17 protein-coding genes are annotated in these 17,370 nt (G+C 52.8%); 8 read left to right on the forward strand and 9 right to left on the reverse strand.

Annotated elements, in window-relative coordinates; translation table 11 throughout:
- Nucleotides 1-251: 251 nt before the first annotated feature.
- Nucleotides 252-2,048, forward strand: coding sequence for a nitrate/nitrite two-component system sensor histidine kinase NarX (gene narX / locus SBG_RS08340; RefSeq protein ID WP_000476235.1), 1,797 nt, complete (start codon nucleotides 252-254; stop codon nucleotides 2,046-2,048).
- The gene (gene narL, locus SBG_RS08345; protein ID WP_001064593.1) at nucleotides 2,041-2,691 is read left to right on the forward strand and encodes a two-component system response regulator NarL; all 651 of its coding nucleotides are present in this window, start codon (nucleotides 2,041-2,043) and stop codon (nucleotides 2,689-2,691) included. Before narX ends, narL begins: the two co-directional genes overlap by 8 nt.
- Here narL and SBG_RS08350 read toward each other — a convergent pair whose 3' ends face one another.
- Entirely contained in the window at nucleotides 2,692-4,092 is a 1,401-nt protein-coding gene (locus SBG_RS08350; RefSeq protein WP_000091866.1) for a YchO/YchP family invasin, read from the reverse strand.
- Between the two features lie 229 nt (nucleotides 4,093-4,321).
- Here SBG_RS08350 and ychN point away from each other — a divergent pair, with 229 nt between their 5' ends.
- Nucleotides 4,322-4,675, forward strand: a complete 354-nt coding sequence (gene ychN / locus SBG_RS08355; protein WP_001179796.1) for a DsrE/F sulfur relay family protein YchN — start codon at nucleotides 4,322-4,324, stop codon at nucleotides 4,673-4,675.
- 25 nt (nucleotides 4,676-4,700) lie between these two features.
- Here the strand turns inward: ychN and SBG_RS08360 are convergent, their stop codons facing one another.
- Together SBG_RS08360 and chaB are read right to left on the reverse strand one after the other, a co-directional pair.
- On the reverse strand, nucleotides 4,701-5,390 hold the full coding sequence (locus SBG_RS08360; RefSeq protein ID WP_020844437.1) for a gamma-glutamylcyclotransferase: 690 nt from the start codon (nucleotides 5,388-5,390) through the stop codon (nucleotides 4,701-4,703).
- Between the two features lie 197 nt (nucleotides 5,391-5,587).
- Complete coding sequence (gene chaB, locus SBG_RS08365) at nucleotides 5,588-5,818, reverse strand: putative cation transport regulator ChaB (protein WP_001146391.1); 231 nt, start codon at nucleotides 5,816-5,818, stop codon at nucleotides 5,588-5,590.
- Between the two features lie 266 nt (nucleotides 5,819-6,084).
- Between chaB and chaA the strand changes: the two genes are divergently transcribed.
- Nucleotides 6,085-7,185 (forward strand): sodium-potassium/proton antiporter ChaA, encoded by a 1,101-nt coding sequence (gene chaA, locus SBG_RS08370; protein ID WP_000148427.1) that lies wholly within the window; start codon nucleotides 6,085-6,087, stop codon nucleotides 7,183-7,185.
- A gap of 49 nt (nucleotides 7,186-7,234) precedes the next feature.
- Here chaA and kdsA read toward each other — a convergent pair whose 3' ends face one another.
- Genes kdsA through hemA form a run of 6 tightly spaced genes read right to left on the reverse strand, consistent with a single transcriptional unit; the run spans nucleotide 7,235 to nucleotide 12,539 of the window.
- Nucleotides 7,235-8,089 (reverse strand): 3-deoxy-8-phosphooctulonate synthase, encoded by an 855-nt coding sequence (kdsA, locus tag SBG_RS08375; RefSeq protein WP_000811043.1) that lies wholly within the window; start codon nucleotides 8,087-8,089, stop codon nucleotides 7,235-7,237.
- Between the two features lie 37 nt (nucleotides 8,090-8,126).
- Complete coding sequence (gene sirB1, locus SBG_RS08380; RefSeq protein ID WP_001257071.1) at nucleotides 8,127-8,936, reverse strand: invasion regulator SirB1; 810 nt, start codon at nucleotides 8,934-8,936, stop codon at nucleotides 8,127-8,129.
- A gap of 3 nt (nucleotides 8,937-8,939) precedes the next feature.
- A complete protein-coding gene (sirB2, locus tag SBG_RS08385; protein WP_000205403.1) occupies nucleotides 8,940-9,329 on the reverse strand; it encodes an invasion regulator SirB2 in 390 nt (129 codons plus the stop codon).
- Nucleotides 9,326-10,159, reverse strand: a complete 834-nt coding sequence (gene prmC, locus SBG_RS08390; protein ID WP_000347323.1) for a peptide chain release factor N(5)-glutamine methyltransferase — start codon at nucleotides 10,157-10,159, stop codon at nucleotides 9,326-9,328. The genes sirB2 and prmC overlap by 4 nt, the downstream gene beginning before the upstream one ends.
- Nucleotides 10,159-11,241, reverse strand: a complete 1,083-nt coding sequence (prfA, locus tag SBG_RS08395; protein ID WP_000804710.1) for a peptide chain release factor 1 — start codon at nucleotides 11,239-11,241, stop codon at nucleotides 10,159-10,161. Before prfA ends, prmC begins: the two co-directional genes overlap by 1 nt.
- A gap of 41 nt (nucleotides 11,242-11,282) precedes the next feature.
- Complete coding sequence (gene hemA, locus SBG_RS08400) at nucleotides 11,283-12,539, reverse strand: glutamyl-tRNA reductase (protein ID WP_000173211.1); 1,257 nt, start codon at nucleotides 12,537-12,539, stop codon at nucleotides 11,283-11,285.
- A gap of 313 nt (nucleotides 12,540-12,852) precedes the next feature.
- On the opposite strand from hemA, the gene lolB reads away from it, so the two are divergent.
- From lolB to dauA, 4 genes are all read left to right on the forward strand, one after another.
- Nucleotides 12,853-13,476 (forward strand): lipoprotein insertase outer membrane protein LolB, encoded by a 624-nt coding sequence (gene lolB, locus SBG_RS08405; RefSeq protein WP_000174490.1) that lies wholly within the window; start codon nucleotides 12,853-12,855, stop codon nucleotides 13,474-13,476.
- Nucleotides 13,473-14,324 (forward strand): 4-(cytidine 5'-diphospho)-2-C-methyl-D-erythritol kinase, encoded by an 852-nt coding sequence (ispE, locus tag SBG_RS08410; protein WP_000848152.1) that lies wholly within the window; start codon nucleotides 13,473-13,475, stop codon nucleotides 14,322-14,324. Before lolB ends, ispE begins: the two co-directional genes overlap by 4 nt.
- 267 nt (nucleotides 14,325-14,591) lie before the next feature.
- Nucleotides 14,592-15,539 (forward strand): ribose-phosphate diphosphokinase, encoded by a 948-nt coding sequence (gene prs, locus SBG_RS08415; protein WP_001518537.1) that lies wholly within the window; start codon nucleotides 14,592-14,594, stop codon nucleotides 15,537-15,539.
- 124 nt (nucleotides 15,540-15,663) lie between these two features.
- A complete protein-coding gene (gene dauA / locus SBG_RS08420; protein WP_001037197.1) occupies nucleotides 15,664-17,346 on the forward strand; it encodes a C4-dicarboxylic acid transporter DauA in 1,683 nt (560 codons plus the stop codon).
- Nucleotides 17,347-17,370 lie beyond the last annotated feature (24 nt).

A 17,370-nucleotide genomic window follows, 5' to 3' on the forward strand; every position in this document is an offset into this window, starting at 1 on the left:
ACGGACGGCTAAAAAACGTTATCACCCTTTATGAGTAGGTTTTTACGCGAAAAAAGATGTGGTTTTTCACCAGGCTGGGGCGTTCTACTCCTTCCCGTTGCAAAAGCCTCTCCGCTACGACAATTAAGGAGTAACTCGTTATAGGTATGGGTATACTCCGGTGTATCGTTGAGAATAACGTCACCGCCGACTAACATCCCCCTTGTTTGCTACGGTTTCTCGGCGCCAATACCCCGAAGAAAGAAGGTAACATGTTTAAACGTTGTTTCTCTCCTCTTACGCTGGTTAACCAACTGGCGCTTATTGTTATGCTTTCTACCGCTATCGGCGTGGCAGGTATGGCCATTTCCGGCTGGCTGGTTCAGGGCGTGCAGGGTAGCGCTCATGCCATTAACAAAGCAGGCTCCTTACGCATGCAAAGTTATCGGCTGCTGGCCGCTGTCCCACTGGATGCCAGCGATCAAAAACTGTTGGATGAAATGGAACAGACGGCATTTAGCCCGGAGCTGGCCCGTGCCGCCGAGCGGGATGGACAGCAAAAGCAGTTAAAAGCCTTGCAGGATTACTGGCATAACGAACTCTCACCAGGACTGCAGCACGCGCAAAACGCACATGCCGTCGCGGAAGATGTCACTCGCTTTGTGGCAGGTCTGGATCGGCTGGTTACCTCCTTTGATCATACCACTGAATTACGCATCGAACGCGTGGTATTAGTTCACCGGGTTATGGCGATTTTTATGGCGCTATTGCTCATCTTTACCATTATCTGGCTACGCGTTCGCCTTTTGCAGCCATGGAAACAACTGTTATTGATGGCGCGCGCCGTCAGCCAGCGCGATTTTACCCAACGGGCCAGTATCAGTGGACGTAATGAAATGGCCGCGTTGGGGTCGGCGCTTAATAATATGTCTGAAGAATTGGCCGAAAGTTATGCGGTGCTGGAACAGCGGGTGCAGGAAAAAACGGCCGGGCTGGAGCATAAAAACCAGATCCTCTCATTTTTGTGGCAAGCCAACCGCCGTCTGCATTCGCAGGCTCCGCTCTGTGAGCGTCTCTCTCCGGTACTGAACGGCCTGCAAAATTTAACGCAATTACATGATATTGAACTGCGGGTCTATGACCTGGAAGATGAAGATAATCATCAGGAATTTACCTGCCAGTCAGACATCAGTTGCGATGATAAAGGCTGCCATCTTTGCCCGCGTAATGCCCTGCCGATGATTAATGGCGGTACAACCCTAAAATGGCGGCTCACCGATGCTCACACACAATACGGTATTTTGCTGGCGACACTGCCCTATGGCCGCCATCTTAGCCACGATCAGCAACAACTGGTGGACACTCTGGTGGAACAACTTACCGCCACTCTGGCGCTCGACAGGCACCAGGAACGCCAGCAACAGTTGATTGTCATGGAAGAGCGTGCCACCATTGCCCGCGAATTGCATGATTCTATTGCTCAGTCGCTCTCTTGTATGAAAATGCAGGTGAGCTGCCTGCAAATGCAGGGCGACGCGTTACCGCAAAATAGCCGTGAGTTACTCAGCCAAATTCGCCATGAGCTCAACAGCTCCTGGGCGCAACTGCGCGAACTGTTAACCACTTTCCGGTTACAACTGACGGAACCCGGCCTGCGTCCGGCGCTGGAAGCAAGCTGCCAGGAGTTCAGCGCCCGGTTCGGTTTTACGGTAAAACTGGATTATCAGCTTCCCCCCCGTCTGGTGCCTTCACACCAGGCGATACATCTGCTGCAAATTGCCAGGGAAGCGCTTAGTAACGCCCTTAAACACTCCCGCGCCGACGACGTGGTGGTGTCAGTAACGCAGAATGGCAAACAGGTCAAACTGAAAGTACAGGATAACGGCTGCGGTGTTCCGGAAAACGCCGAACGCAATAATCATTACGGCATGATCATCATGCGTGATCGGGCGCAAAGTTTGCGCGGCGATTGCCAGGTACGCCGACGTGAGACTGGCGGAACAGAGGTCACTGTTACTTTTATTCCAGAAACAAACTTCACAGAAACCCAGGGAGATCCCCATGAATAATCAGGAACCGGCAACTATCCTGTTAATCGACGACCATCCGATGCTACGGACCGGTGTAAAGCAGCTTGTGAGTATGGCCCCCGATATCAGCGTAATCGGAGAAGCCAGCAACGGTGAACAGGGTATTGAACTGGCAGAGTCGCTCGATCCCGATCTCATCCTGCTTGATCTGAATATGCCTGGAATGAACGGCCTCGAAACGTTGGATAAATTACGCGAAAAAGCACTATCAGGGCGTATTGTAGTGTTCAGCGTGTCCAATCATGAAGAAGATGTCGTTACGGCGCTAAAACGCGGCGCAGATGGCTATCTGTTGAAAGACATGGAACCGGAAGACTTACTCAAAGCATTACAACAGGCCGCCGCCGGGGAAATGGTATTAAGCGAAGCGTTAACCCCAGTACTGGCGGCAAGTCTGCGGGCGAACCGTGCTACCTCCGATCGCGATGTGACCCAACTAACCCCGCGCGAACGCGATATTCTGAAGCTTATCGCGCAGGGCTTGCCAAACAAGATGATTGCCCGCCGTCTGGACATTACCGAAAGTACAGTCAAAGTGCATGTGAAACATATGCTCAAGAAAATGAAGCTGAAGTCGCGCGTGGAAGCCGCTGTCTGGGTTCATCAGGAACGTATCTTTTAATTATTGTTCCTGAAACTGTTGCCACTGTGGATTATCGTCCGGTATCGTGACAAATGGTTCAGTCAGCGCGAGCGTGATCTCATTGGAAGAGACACGCTGACCTTTTTCGTCTTCGACAACCACCGATAAACGCCAGCGATTTGTCGCGCCTTCGCGGTTATCCCAGGCCGGCATAATGATTGTCCAACCCTCGGTACTGCTGGTATTCGTTCCTGCCGTCAGGCTTAATGCCTGCGTATCGCCCTGCCAGCTCAGATGACGAATACTGTGTACGCTGCGCACCTGCAGTTTTAATGCCACCGTCTCGCCAGGCGTAAGATCCCATGGCGGCGTCGCCAGAAAAACCGTTAATGTTTTACGCTGCCGGTACTCCATTGTTGGCAGAGCGTTACGCTGTGGCATATCATAGCGACTACCGCGTAATGACTGGCTTTGCGCTACTTCGCTGGCGGCAAGCTGTTTTTTTAGCGGCACGCCGAAACGGTAGTTAAGTTTAAGGCCAAGGTTATTCTGACTGACGCCACTCTCCCCCTGTTTGTGTTGGGCGGTCACAGTCAGCAGCGGCACAGGCGTATAGTTGAGACCCAGTTTTAGCGCAACGGGATTATGATATCCTGTCCCGGAGTCAAACAGATCCACGCTGTCGCCAAAATACTGCTCCAGGCTAACGCTGGTATTGATATACTGGTAAAACGGCAACCGCATTTGTGCATTGATATCATACCCGCGTGCCATTCGCTGTTCCAGGGTCGCCGTATGCGTCTGCCAGTCTGCAAGAGGCTGATAATAGTTGGCAGATAAACGCAAATATTCTCCCCATGCCTCTGCGCCAACCCCGGCGCGCTGCACGTTTTCGTCCAACAGATTATCATAAAAAGTGTTATAACCCAGAAGCCAGCCATCTTGCGCCCAACGCTGGCCCACACCAATGTTACTTACCAGGCCTTCTGCCTGTTGCGTCAGTCCCAGCTGACTCCAGGTCAGATAGCGTTGTTTATCCTGTAAAGGAATAAACCAACTTCCGCGGCTACCGTTAAAATGACCTTCGTTATCGATTTTCACATCAACGCTGGCGCTCCCCCAGGCCGACAACCAGCTTTCAAGTTGCTGATTCACCTGCCCGCTAACCACATCGCGCATTTGTCCGAAAGCAAATTGCCGGGCCTGTTCACCTGTATCCAGGGCGTTATTCTTCATGCTGGCTTCGCCAAATGCTTTGACCATCTCGGCAAACTGTTTCTCCTCTTCGTGGGATTCCGGCGTCACCCCTAAATCCGGCAGACGGTTTTGATCGAAGGGGTCTTTTGCCTGTGGTGCGGGCACGGTCTGGGCGCGGGTCGCACCACTGGCAATCAGCAGAAGAAGAGAGAGTGAAAATAAACGAAAAACAGTACGGCTCAACGTGTCGGCAACTTCTTACAGCAAAAGATTAAAAGAATGGCATGAAGGTAAACCATAACGTGTCCAGACAAGTTTTGCAGCATTTTCTCTCGCTTCCAGGAATATCCTTATTTTTCCCCGGGAATATAACGCGCCGTCCCGCCATTTCCCCCGCTTATTTGGCGGCATTCGGTTCCCGAGGTAACATAGTCTTATTGTCGACAACATATCTCCAGGAGGAGTGTGACCTATGCAAAATATCGTGATTATCGCTAACGGTGCCGCCTACGGCAGCGAATCGTTATTTAATAGTCTGCGTCTGGCCATTGCGCTGCGTGAACAGGAAAGCTCTCTCGATTTGCGCCTGTTTTTGATGTCAGATGCCGTAACGGCGGGATTACGCGGCCAAAAACCAGCTGAGGGCTACAATATTCAGCAAATGCTGGAGATTCTGACCGCGCAAAACGTGCCAGTAAAATTATGCAAAACCTGTACGGACGGACGTGGTATTACCACTCTGCCGCTCATTGACGGCGTGGAAGTCGGAACGCTGGTCGAGCTGGCGCAATGGACACTGTCAGCAGACAAAGTGCTGACGTTTTGAATCTGCGCGCGGGAAACCTCCCGCGTCAGAACACATTCACTATCCCCTGCTCTTCCTGCGCACCAAGCAACGCTTTCACCTTCGCGACCAATTCATCCAGGCAGGCGTCGCGCATTCCCAGCTTACGTAGTTCCTGATCCAGTGAAAAAAGATACTGTGCATTGGTACCAAGAGGCCCGCTGGCGGCAGCAATGAGCGGAGCGATAGTCCGGGTGCGCGTATCCGACTCATACAGCGGATGTCGCGGGTCCATAATAAACACCAGAGCATTCACCGTACGTCCGTCATCAAGGGTTAACGAACACCATGTGGGTAAATAACAGCCGGTGATCATCTCCCGTTTCCATAACAGCGTTAATTCTTCTTCAAGCGTACTGTCTGGCAAACGGTACGCCACGCCCGTAGTGCGACCGCCCTCTTTGAGCGCCAGCATTCGTCCCGGCTGACATGCTGTACCACGTCCGGCCGTAAGCCGCAAACAAAAGGCCCTATGCCAGCCCTCTAACGTGCCGGTACAGGACTCTTCAAACGTTAAGGCTGGATTCCACATCAGAGAACCGTAACCGAAAATCCAGACGGCGCTGTCGTTTGGCCGACATGCCAGCGTTGCCGCCAGTGAAACCGCTCGTTGCTCCACCGACCAGAACAACGATTCTTCAATCGCGCCGAATGCCGTTTTACAATCGGCATTCAATAAAAAATCACGCGTTAACACCCTATACCTCCACCACTGCCCGTTTTCTTGCGCGGCTTTTTCTGACGCTTTCCGGGTCATTTTTGCTGCTTATTTGGAAACCACCTGCTGGACAATAGGCAATTCATCGTCAGGTTGCAAGCCATTGGGTGTTAAACGGCGTACCGCTGGCGATATTCCGGCATAAAAATCAGACTAACGCGTTATCAATACAGCAGTTATTTTTTCTTATGCCATTTATCATCCTCGCCTTTTTCATAATCGTTTTTGACCGCCGCCCAGGCGACTTTATGTGCCGTTTCTTCGCGGCTGGCCTCATCGCGGCGATCGGCTTTATCTTTATACTGCTCCCAGGCGCTATTAAACGCCTCTTTATAAATTTCCTGGGCATGGGCGGGCAATACGTTTTGCACATTATCAGGTAAATCACTTTTGGCTTTATACGGCATCGCAGCCTCCTTTTTCATGGAAAACATTAAGTGTGGTAAACAATGCGTTATCACGCCAGTCGAGGAGGATTTTTGCTTTTTATGGAAATTAACTTTTTGTTATTTAAATACTGTTAAAACAAGATGCTTGTTTTACTGACCTTGAAAGAAAAAAATCGACTACGCCGTAAAACTACGTAAAAAACCACTAAAAAAATACAAATTTCTGCTATTTTTACCTTCTTTACTCTTTCCAAAATATTATCACCTGTACAAGGGAGACCTTAATGACACATGCCTGTGAGGCGGTGAAAACCCGCCATAAGGAGACCACGCTTATTTTCCCGGTTCTGGCGCTGGTGGTGCTGTTCCTTTGGGGAAGCAGCCAGTCACTACCAGTGGTTATTGGCACCAATATCCTTGCACTTATTGGTATTTTAAGCAGCGCATTTAGCGTTGTCCGCCATGCGGATGTATTAGCTCACCGACTCGGCGAACCCTACGGCTCGCTCATTTTAAGCTTATCCGTCGTTATTCTTGAGGTAAGTTTAATTTCCGCGCTGATGGCGACCGGTGATGCCGCTCCGACACTTATGCGTGATACGCTCTATTCCATCATTATGATTGTTACCGGGGGACTGGTCGGTTTCTCGTTGTTGTTGGGCGGACGTAAATTCGCGACCCAATATATGAATTTATTTGGGATTAAGCAGTACCTTATTGCGCTGTTTCCGCTGGCGATTATTGTACTGGTTTTTCCTGTCGCATTACCGCAGGCAAATTTCTCTACCGGACAGGCGTTATTGGTGGCGTTAATATCCGCCGCGATGTACGGCGTTTTTTTGTTGATTCAAACTAAAACCCACCAGAGCTTATTTATTTATGAGCATGAAGATGAAGGCGATGATGGCAATCCGCACCACGGAAAACCCTCAGCGCACAGCAGCATCTGGCATGCTGTCTGGCTGCTCATTCATTTAGTTGCTGTCATCGCCGTGACAAAAATGAACGCCAGCCCGCTGGAAGCGCTGCTGACCAGCATGAACGCCCCGGTCGCTTTTACCGGTTTCCTGGTGGCGCTGTTAATCCTCTCGCCGGAAGGGCTGGGGGCGCTGAAGGCTGTGTTAAATAATCAGGTCCAACGGGCAATGAATCTCTTCTTCGGCTCGGTGCTGGCGACGATTTCATTAACCGTGCCGGTAGTCACGCTTATTGCATGGGCGACCGGCAATGATCTGATATTTGCCTTAGGCGCGCCGGAAATGGTGGTGATGGTGGCCTCATTAGTACTGTGCCATATTTCGTTCTCTACCGGACGCACGAATGTGCTGAACGGCGCGGCGCATCTGGCGCTGTTTGCCGCCTATCTGATGACCATATTTGCCTGAAAAAAAGCCGGATAGCGCTTATCCGGCCTATACCAGCAAAAAACAGCAATTAGTTCTCGGTATCCAGCTCGTCGAAGCTTTTCACCAAATCATCAATCGCTTTCATCTGCGTCAGGAACTGTTCCAGCTTAGCCAGCGGCAGCGCAGAGGGACCGTCACACTTCGCATTAGCCGGATCCGGATGTGATTCCAGGAATAGTCCCGCCAGACCGACGGCCATACCAGCACGCGCCAGCTCGGTCACCTGACCGCGGCGTCCGCCAGAGGCGGCGCCAAACGGGTCGCGACATTGCAGCGCGTGAGTAACGTCGAAAATTACCGGACAGTTACCGGACACTTTCTTCATCACGCCAAAGCCCAGCATATCCACAACCAGATTGTCATAGCCAAAGTTCGCGCCGCGATCGCACAGAATTACCTTATCGTTGCCGCCTTCATGGAATTTATCCACGATATTACCCATCTGACCCGGGCTAACGAATTGCGGTTTTTTCACGTTAATCACCGCGCCAGTTTTCGCCATCGCTTCTACCAGATCGGTCTGGCGCGCCAGAAATGCCGGGAGCTGAATCACGTCTACCACATCAGCAACAGGCTGCGCCTGGCTGGCTTCGTGAACGTCGGTGATCACTTTTACGCCAAATGTCTGTTTAAGCTCCTGGAAAATCTTCATCCCCTCTTCCAGGCCCGGTCCACGGTAAGAGTGAATAGAGGAACGGTTAGCTTTATCAAAAGAGGCTTTGAACACGTAGGGAATACCCAGCTTCTGGGTAACGGTCACATAGTGCTCACAAATGCGCATTGCCAGATCGCGTGACTCCAGTACGTTCATACCGCCAAACAGCACAAACGGCAGGTCATTTGCCACCTTAATGTCGCCAATGTTAACCACTTTTTGTTTCATAGGATCGCCTTACACTTATAGGTAAAATGTCGGTTAATTAATGCAGAACAATTTGCTTGTGCGCAATGGTATTGATCTGCGCACGAATCATTTCGCTGATCGGATCTTCCGGGCATTGCTCAACGAAATAGCTTAAATCGGTCAGCGCAACGTGCTCACACTCAAGTTGCGCGTAGATCAATCCGCGGTCACGGATCTCGTAAGGATCTTCTGGATTAAATTGCAACAATGCTTCGCTAACGCGTAGCGCCAGCTCCATTTGCCTCTCCTCCATCAAGGAAGATTTCAGCGTGTCCAGTAGCTTACGGATCACTTCAGCATTATCGGCCTCGTCCAAATCTTCGTTAAACAGTTCGGCGACCGGACTAATATTGCCTTTTAACCAGACTTCCAGCGTATGTTCATCCAGTGTCTCACCGTTAAACGGGTTAATCAGCCACATTTCTCCTTCCAGCGATTCAATGCGCAAAATCAGCTGTGTCGGGAAGATAACAGGCACCAGCGGCAGATCGAGACGGTTTGCTATCCATAATAAGATAGCGCCCAGCGATACCGCACTCCCCTGGCGGTTCTGCAGAACTTTATCGAGCCATAAGGCATCAGAAAGACGGTAGACGCCGCGGGAGTCCGTAAACCCCCACTCGCCGTAAAAAAGCGCCAGCAATTTTTCCAGTTGCTCATCCTGAGACAGGAGCTGGCTAATTTCTTCGTGCGCCAGACTGACCAGACGTTCCAGTTCGTCGTAGACAAACTGCGTGGGAAAATCCGGGCGAATCATCTCAGATGCCAGGATCATACCTTCACACAGCGGCGCATTATTAAATTCGAAATCAGCTAACGACCTCATGACTTACCCCAGTAACGGTATTTTTGTGGTGGCGAGTTTAATGATGATGTACAGCACCACCAACGCCAGCGGGAAAGCGATGAAACGCGCCTGCTGACTACGCGCCTGACGGTAATCAAGCGCAATAAAACCCAAAACGATGTAGATGATAACGCCAAACAGTTTTTCAGTCAGCCACGACCCCGACTCTGTGAATGGCAGGATGTGCGTTTTAACGATTAACCCTATGCCACTAAGCAGTAACAGGGTATCGATAACAGGAGGCGCGATTCGCGTCCAGCGCGCAGCGGCCAACGCATGGCCGCAATAGCGCCACCAGTAACGGGCAACAAACAAGCCGACGGAAAGGACAATGCAAACAAGGTGTAACGTGAGCAGCATCGCAGTCGTCATGGCGTAGAACGTCCGCAGGTGACGCGTTCATTACCACCATAATCACGACACGTTTCTACGTCTGAGTATCCGGCCTGTTGGAACGCCGCTCTTACCGCGTCGCCCTGTTGCCAACCATGCTCTAACAGCAGGTAGCCACCCGGTGTTAATACCTGACGGGCATGGTCAATAATATGGATAATATCCGCCATGCCGTTTGCGTCCGCCACCAGTGCAGAGAGTGGTTCAAAGCGTACGTCGCCCTCGGCAAGATGCGGGTCCTGCGCGTCAATATAGGGCGGATTACTGACAATCATGTCAAATCGCTGTCCCGGTAACGCGCTAAACCAATAACTTTGCAGTATACGCACATTCCGGATAGCCAGATGTTCAGCATTGCGTCTCGCCAGCGCGACCGCATCAGGCATACGATCGACCGCAGTCACATCGCAATCCGGTCGCTCGCTGGCCAGCGCCAGCGCAATCGCGCCAGTTCCGGTGCCTAAATCCAGAATATGGCATTTTTTCGCAGGCAACCGCGCCAGCGCCTGTTCAACCAGACATTCGGTATCCGGGCGAGGGATAAGCGTAGCGGGAGAAACAAACAGCGGCAACGACCAGAATTCACGAACCCCCGTCAGATGCGCAACCGGCTCTCCCTGTTTACGCCGCTGTAACAGCGCCTCCAGCTGTTGTTGCTGGGCGTCGGTAAGCGGCGTTTCACCAAAGGCCATAATATACGTCCGTCCCTTGCCCGTAACGTACTCAAGCAGGATCTCCGCGTCGCGCCGGGGACTGTCGCTATCTCTGAGTTGGTTTACCGCCTCACGCAGCCAGTGCTGAAAATCCATCATTCCTGCTCAGACAACGCGGCTAACAGGTCTGCCTGGTGTTCCTGCACAATCGGTTCGATGAGCATATCCAGCTTACCTTCCATCGTTTCATCAAGGCGATATAACGTCAGGTTAATGCGATGATCGGTCACGCGTCCCTGCGGGAAGTTGTAGGTGCGGTTACGATCGCTGCGATCGCCGCTACCCAGCAGATTGCGGCGCGTTGACGCTTCGGCCTGCTGGCGTTTTGCCGTTTCAGCGGCGTGAATGCGCGCCCCAAGCACCGAGAGCGCTTTCGCTTTGTTTTTATGCTGCGAACGCTCATCCTGGCATTCCACGACAATCCCGGTCGGCAAGTGGGTAATACGGATAGCGGAGTCGGTGGTGTTAACGTGCTGACCGCCCGCGCCGGAAGAACGAAACGTATCAATGCGCAGATCCGCCGGGTTAATATCCGGCAGCTCGGCTTCCGGTAGCTCCGGCATCACAGCGACGGTACAGGCGGAGGTATGGATACGCCCCTGCGACTCGGTCGCCGGTACACGCTGTACGCGGTGTCCGCCGGACTCGAATTTCAGTCGGCCATACACGCCGTCGCCACTGATTTTGGCGATAATTTCTTTATAACCGCCATGCTCGCCTTCGCTCATGCTCATGATCTCCACCCGCCAGCGACGCGCTTCGGCATAGCGGCTGTACATGCGGAACAGATCGCCGGCAAACAGTGCGGCTTCGTCGCCGCCGGTACCGGCGCGAACTTCAAGGAACGCGTTTCGCTCATCGTCCGGATCTTTCGGCAGTAACAGTACCTGCAACTGTTGCTCCAGTTGTTCGCTTTTCTCTTTCGCTTCGCGCAGTTCTTCCTGCGCCATTTCTCGCATTTCAGGATCGTCGAGCATTTGCTGTGCCGTCTCGATATCATCCTGAACCTGTTGCCAGTCCGTAAAACAGCGAGAAACATCGCTTAATTGTGCATATTCGCGCGACAATGCACGAAAGCGGTCCTGATCGGCGATAATTCCCGCATCGCCCAGCAATGCCTGTACTTCCTCATGGCGTTCGTGCAGGGCTTCCAGTTTGGCAACGATAGAAGGCTTCATAGGCGTAAATTCACCCTGTAAAAAAGTGGTAGTGTGTGCTGCTACTCCAGCCCGAGGCTGTCGCGCAGAATATTCAGGCGTTCGTCATCCCCGTCACGGGCAGCCTGTTGAAGTGATTTCGTTGGCGCATGAATCAGGCGATTGGTCAGTTTCCATGCCAGATCCTGCAAGATGGCTTGCGCATCGCCGCCCTGTTGAAGGGCCGACAGCGCTTTGGCAGTCAGTTCGTCGCGAATCTGCTCCGAATGACTACGGTATTCCCGAATGGTTTCGCTGGCCCCCTGGGCACGCAGCCAGGCCATAAATTCGCTGGCTTCCTGCTCAACAATGGTTTCCGCTTCTACCGCCGCAGCCTGGCGCTGCGCCAGGTTATGCGAAATGATGCTCTGTAAATCGTCGACACTATAAAGATAAGCGTTCGCCAGTTTGCCGACTTCCGGCTCAACATCGCGCGGTACGGCGATATCCACCAGCAACATGGGCTGGTTACGACGGCTTTTTAATGCGCGCTCTACCATGCCTTTACCGATAATCGGCAGCGGGCTGGCGGTCGAACTGATAATAATATCCGCATCCTGCAAACGTGCGTCGATATCGCTTAACGAGATAACCTCAGCGCCCACTTCATCTGCCAGTACCTGCGCGCGCTCGCGGGTTCGGTTGGCGATAATCATCTTTTGTACTTTATGCTCGCGCAGGTGACGCGCCACCAGTTCAATCGTTTCGCCCGCGCCAACTAACAGTACAGTGACCGTCGAGAGCGATTCAAAGATCTGGCGGGCGAGCGTACAGGCGGCAAATGCGACAGAAACGGCGCTGGCGCCGATATCGGTTTCAGTTCGTACGCGTTTGGCGACGGAAAAAGACTTCTGAAACATGCGTTCCAGCGCGCTGGCATTAAGGTGGCCCTTTTGCGAATCCGCAAACGCTTTTTTCACTTGCCCGAGGATTTGCGGTTCGCCCAGCACCAGCGAATCCAGACCGCTGGCGACGCGCATCAGGTGGCTGACGGCGTCGTTATCCTGATGCCAGTACAGGCTGTTACGCAGATCGTCTTCGTTCAGATTATGGTAATCGCACAACCAGCGGATCAGAGCTTCTTGCAGATTATCCTGCTCTTCCACGCTGAGATACAGCTCTGTACGATTACAGGTTGACAGCACTACCCCACCCTGCACCATTGGCTGCGCGAGCAGGCTGTCCAGCGCCTGATCGAGGGTATCCGGCGAAAACGTTACGCGTTCTCGCAGCGATACAGGTGCCGTTTTATGGTTAATACCGAGCGCTAAAAGGGTCATGTCTGCGGGAGTAGTACCAGCGTTGATATGGTTAGTCTGCTTGCATCATACAGGATGCGCGTGGTCAATAAAAGAGAGGGCCCCCTTTTGGAGTAATTGGCGGCGCTCGCTAATTTGATGATTTAAGACAACTTGAAAGTAGACGATGTTACCAGGCGGCGCTAGCATTAAGGGTTATAACTGCAACCGATAGCAAAATTTTGCCGCATTGCGGCGCAAGCGTTTTTGCGGACTGGAGGTTCAGTTTTCAGGTCTGATAAGCGTAACGCCATCAGGCAATTATTGCACCGTATCACAAGGATTCGTCATTATTATGACCCTGCCCGATTTTCGCCTGATTCGCCTGCTGCCGCTGGCAAGCCTGGTTCTCACTGCCTGTACGCTCCCTGTGCATAAAGGCCCAGGTAAAAGCCCGGATTCGCCTCAGTGGCGTCAGCATCAGCAAGAGGTGCGTCATCTGAATCAATACCAGACGCGCGGCGCCTTTGCTTACCTCTCTGATGATCAGAAAGTCTATGCGCGCTTCTTCTGGCAACAGACCGGACAGGATCGCTATCGTCTGCTGCTCACCAACCCACTGGGCAGCACCGAACTGGAGCTTAACGCCCAGCCGGGTAACGTCCAGTTGGTGGATAACAAGGGTCAGCGTTATACCGCCGATGACGCCGAAGAGATGATCGGCAAGCTCACCGGGATGCCGATTCCGTTAAACAGCCTGCGCCAGTGGATCCTCGGCCTGCCAGGCGATGCCACTGACTACAAACTGGACGACCAGTACCGCCTGAGCGAAGTGAACTACCGCCAGGATGGTAAAAACTGGAAAGTGGTTTACGGTGGCTATGACAGCAAAACGCAGCCTGCCATGCCAGCCAATATGGAGCTTTCAGACGGCAGTCAGCGCATTAAGCTGAAAATGGATAACTGGATTGTGAAATGAAGACCCACTGGCCCTCCCCGGCAAAACTCAATCTGTTTTTATATATCACCGGGCAGCGTGCGGACGGCTACCACACGCTGCAAACGTTGTTTCAGTTCCTTGATTACGGCGACACTCTCCATATCGAACCGCGTCGCGACGGGGAAATCCATTTATTAACCCCGGTAAATGGTGTTGAAAATGAAGACAACCTGATCATCCGCGCCGCGCGGCTATTGGTGAAAACCGCCTCGGAAAGTGGACGTCTTTCCGCCGGAAGCGGCGCGGATATCAGCATTGAGAAGCGTTTGCCGATGGGCGGCGGTCTGGGCGGCGGTTCGTCTAACGCCGCGACCGTTCTGGTGGCGCTCAATCACCTTTGGCAATGCGGGCTTTCCATTGATGAACTGGCAACACTTGGTCTGACGCTCGGCGCAGATGTCCCGGTCTTTATTCGTGGTCACGCCGCTTTTGCTGAAGGCGTGGGCGAAATATTAACGCCCGTGAGCCCGCCGGAAAAATGGTATCTGGTGGCACATCCAGGCGTCAGTATTCCGACGCCGGTTATCTTTAAAGATCCTCAATTGCCGCGCAATACGCCAAAAAGGTCAATAGACACGTTACTAAAATGTGAATTCAGCAATGATTGCGAGGTTATCGCAAGAAAACGTTTTCGCGAGGTTGATGCGGCGCTTTCCTGGCTGTTAGAATACGCGCCGTCGCGCCTGACTGGGACAGGGGCCTGTGTCTTTGCTGAATTTGATACAGAGTCTCATGCTCGCCAGGTGCTTGAGCAAGCCCCGGAATGGCTCAATGGCTTTGTGGCGAAAGGCGTCAACCTTTCCCCCTTGTACAAAGAGTTACTCTAACTCATTCGGGTTTCAGAGAGATGGCGAAATGACGAATCGCCAGGAGCATACCAACGTATGTTACTGGGTGAACGTAATCGAGGCCAGCGCACATGAAACGTGAATGAGGACGAGTAAGCCGGGCAAGCTGAGCTTCGGTGACAACGTCACCTTGTTCCAGACGTTGCATCGCGCTCTTTAATACACCGCCTGGAGAGGATTTTGCCTGGCCCGCACAGTTTTCGGCAGATCTTCTCCACCAATGGACGCATGCCTGAGGTTCTTCTCGTGCCTGATATGAAGCTTTTTGCTGGTAACGCCACCCCGGAACTAGCACAACGTATTGCCAACCGCCTGTACACTTCTCTCGGCGACGCCGCCGTAGGTCGCTTTAGCGACGGCGAAGTCAGCGTACAAATCAACGAAAATGTACGCGGTGGTGATATTTTCATCATCCAGTCCACTTGTGCCCCAACCAACGACAACCTGATGGAATTGGTCGTTATGGTTGATGCCCTGCGTCGTGCTTCCGCAGGTCGTATCACCGCCGTTATCCCCTACTTTGGCTATGCACGCCAGGATCGTCGCGTACGTTCCGCCCGTGTGCCGATTACCGCAAAAGTTGTCGCTGACTTTCTGTCCAGCGTCGGCGTTGACCGCGTTCTGACCGTAGACCTGCATGCTGAACAGATCCAGGGCTTCTTTGACGTTCCGGTTGACAATGTGTTCGGTAGCCCAATCCTGCTCGAAGATATGCTGCAACTGAATCTGGACAACCCGATCGTGGTTTCCCCGGATATCGGCGGCGTGGTTCGCGCACGCGCTATCGCGAAACTGCTCAACGATACCGATATGGCTATTATCGATAAACGTCGCCCGCGTGCGAATGTTTCTCAGGTGATGCACATCATCGGCGACGTCGCAGGCCGTGACTGCGTCCTGGTTGACGATATGATCGATACCGGCGGTACGCTGTGCAAAGCAGCCGAAGCATTGAAAGAACGTGGCGCTAAACGCGTGTTTGCTTACGCGACACACCCGATTTTCTCAGGCAATGCGGCAAACAACCTGCGCAACTCCGTTATTGATGAAGTCGTTGTCTGCGACACCATTCCGCTGACCGACGAAATCAAAGCGCTGCCGAACGTGCGCACTCTGACTCTGTCAGGGATGCTGGCCGAGGCGATTCGTCGTATCAGCAACGAAGAATCCATCTCTGCCATGTTCGAGCATTGATCGAACCCGGATCTGAAACCCGCTGCGGCGGGTTTTTTTGTCTGTAATTCTCATTTGTATTATTAATGCCTCCTTCACCTGCCATTTAGTTGACAGATGATGCGCTCACGGATGAAACATTGTTGTGAACAAATTATTTTCCTCACATGTGATGCCTTTCCGCGCCCTCATCGACGCTTGCTGGAAAGAAAAATATACCGCCTCTCGCTTCACCCGCGATGTGATAGCCGGGATCACCGTCGGGATTATTGCTATTCCGCTGGCAATGGCGCTGGCAATTGGCAGTGGCGTTGCGCCGCAGTATGGCCTCTACACCTCGGCGGTCGCGGGAATTGTTATCGCTTTAACCGGCGGTTCGCGCTTTAGCGTCTCCGGCCCGACTGCCGCGTTTGTCGTCATTCTCTATCCGGTATCGCAACAATTTGGTCTGGCGGGTCTACTGGTCGCTACGTTGATGTCGGGATTCTTCCTGATTCTTTTCGGCATGGCACGCTTAGGCCGGTTGATTGAATATATCCCGGTATCGGTCACGTTGGGGTTTACCTCAGGGATTGGTATCACCATCGGCACCATGCAGATTAAAGATTTTCTGGGGTTGCAGATGGCTCATGTACCGGAGCACTATTTGCAGAAAGTCGGCGCGCTGTTTATGGCGCTGCCTACCATCAATATTGGCGATGCCGCCATTGGCGTGGTGACACTGGGAACATTGATTTTCTGGCCGCGCCTCGGGATTCGTCTGCCGGGACACCTTCCTGCACTGCTGGCGGGTTGCGCCGTGATGGGAATCGTTAATCTGCTGGGCGGCAACGTCGCAACTATCGGCTCACAGTTCCACTACATTCTGGCGGACGGTACTCAGGGCAACGGCATCCCGCAACTCTTGCCACAACTGATGTTGCCGTGGAATCTTCCGGGATCTGATTTTACACTAAGCTGGGATTCGCTACGCGCGCTCCTGCCAGCGGCGTTTTCAATGGCGATGCTCGGCGCAATTGAATCATTGCTCTGCGCCGTCGTGCTGGACGGCATGACCGGCACCAAACATAAAGCCAATAGCGAACTTATCGGCCAGGGGCTGGGGAATATGGTCGCACCGTTCTTTGGCGGCATCACCGCCACCGCCGCGATTGCCCGCTCTGCCGCCAACGTCCGCGCAGGCGCGACCTCTCCTGTCTCGGCGGTCATTCACGCTATTCTGGTTATTCTGGCGCTGCTGGTATTAGCGCCACTGCTCTCCTGGCTGCCGCTTTCGGCGATGGCGGCATTGCTGCTGATGGTGGCCTGGAATATGAGCGAAGCCCACAAAGTTGTGGATCTACTACGTCATGCACCGAAAGACGACATTATTGTAATGCTGCTGTGCATGTCATTAACAGTACTGTTTGATATGGTCATCGCCATCAGCGTGGGGATTGTCCTTGCTTCCCTGCTGTTTATGCGCCGTATTGCGCGTATGACTCGCCTTGCACCGGTCAATGTCGACGTTCCGGATGATGTGCTGGTACTGCGCGTTATTGGCCCGCTCTTTTTCGCGGCGGCAGAAGGACTGTTTACTGAACTGGAGTCACGACTCAATGGCAAACGTATCGTGGTTCTGAAATGGGATGCGGTGCCAGTACTGGATGCCGGTGGACTGGATGCCTTCCAACGTTTTGTGAAGCGTCTGCCGGAGGGTTGCGAGCTGCGCGTCAGTAATGTGGAGTTTCAACCGTTGCGCACAATGGCGCGCGCAGGTATTAAGCCTATTCCGGGCCGTCTGACTTTCTTCCCGAACAGGGCGGCGGCACTGGCAGATTTAAAGTAAATGAGCGAGCAATGCCCGGTAACG

Source organism: Salmonella bongori NCTC 12419, from assembly GCF_000252995.1.
Lineage (GTDB): Bacteria > Pseudomonadota > Gammaproteobacteria > Enterobacterales > Enterobacteriaceae > Salmonella > Salmonella bongori.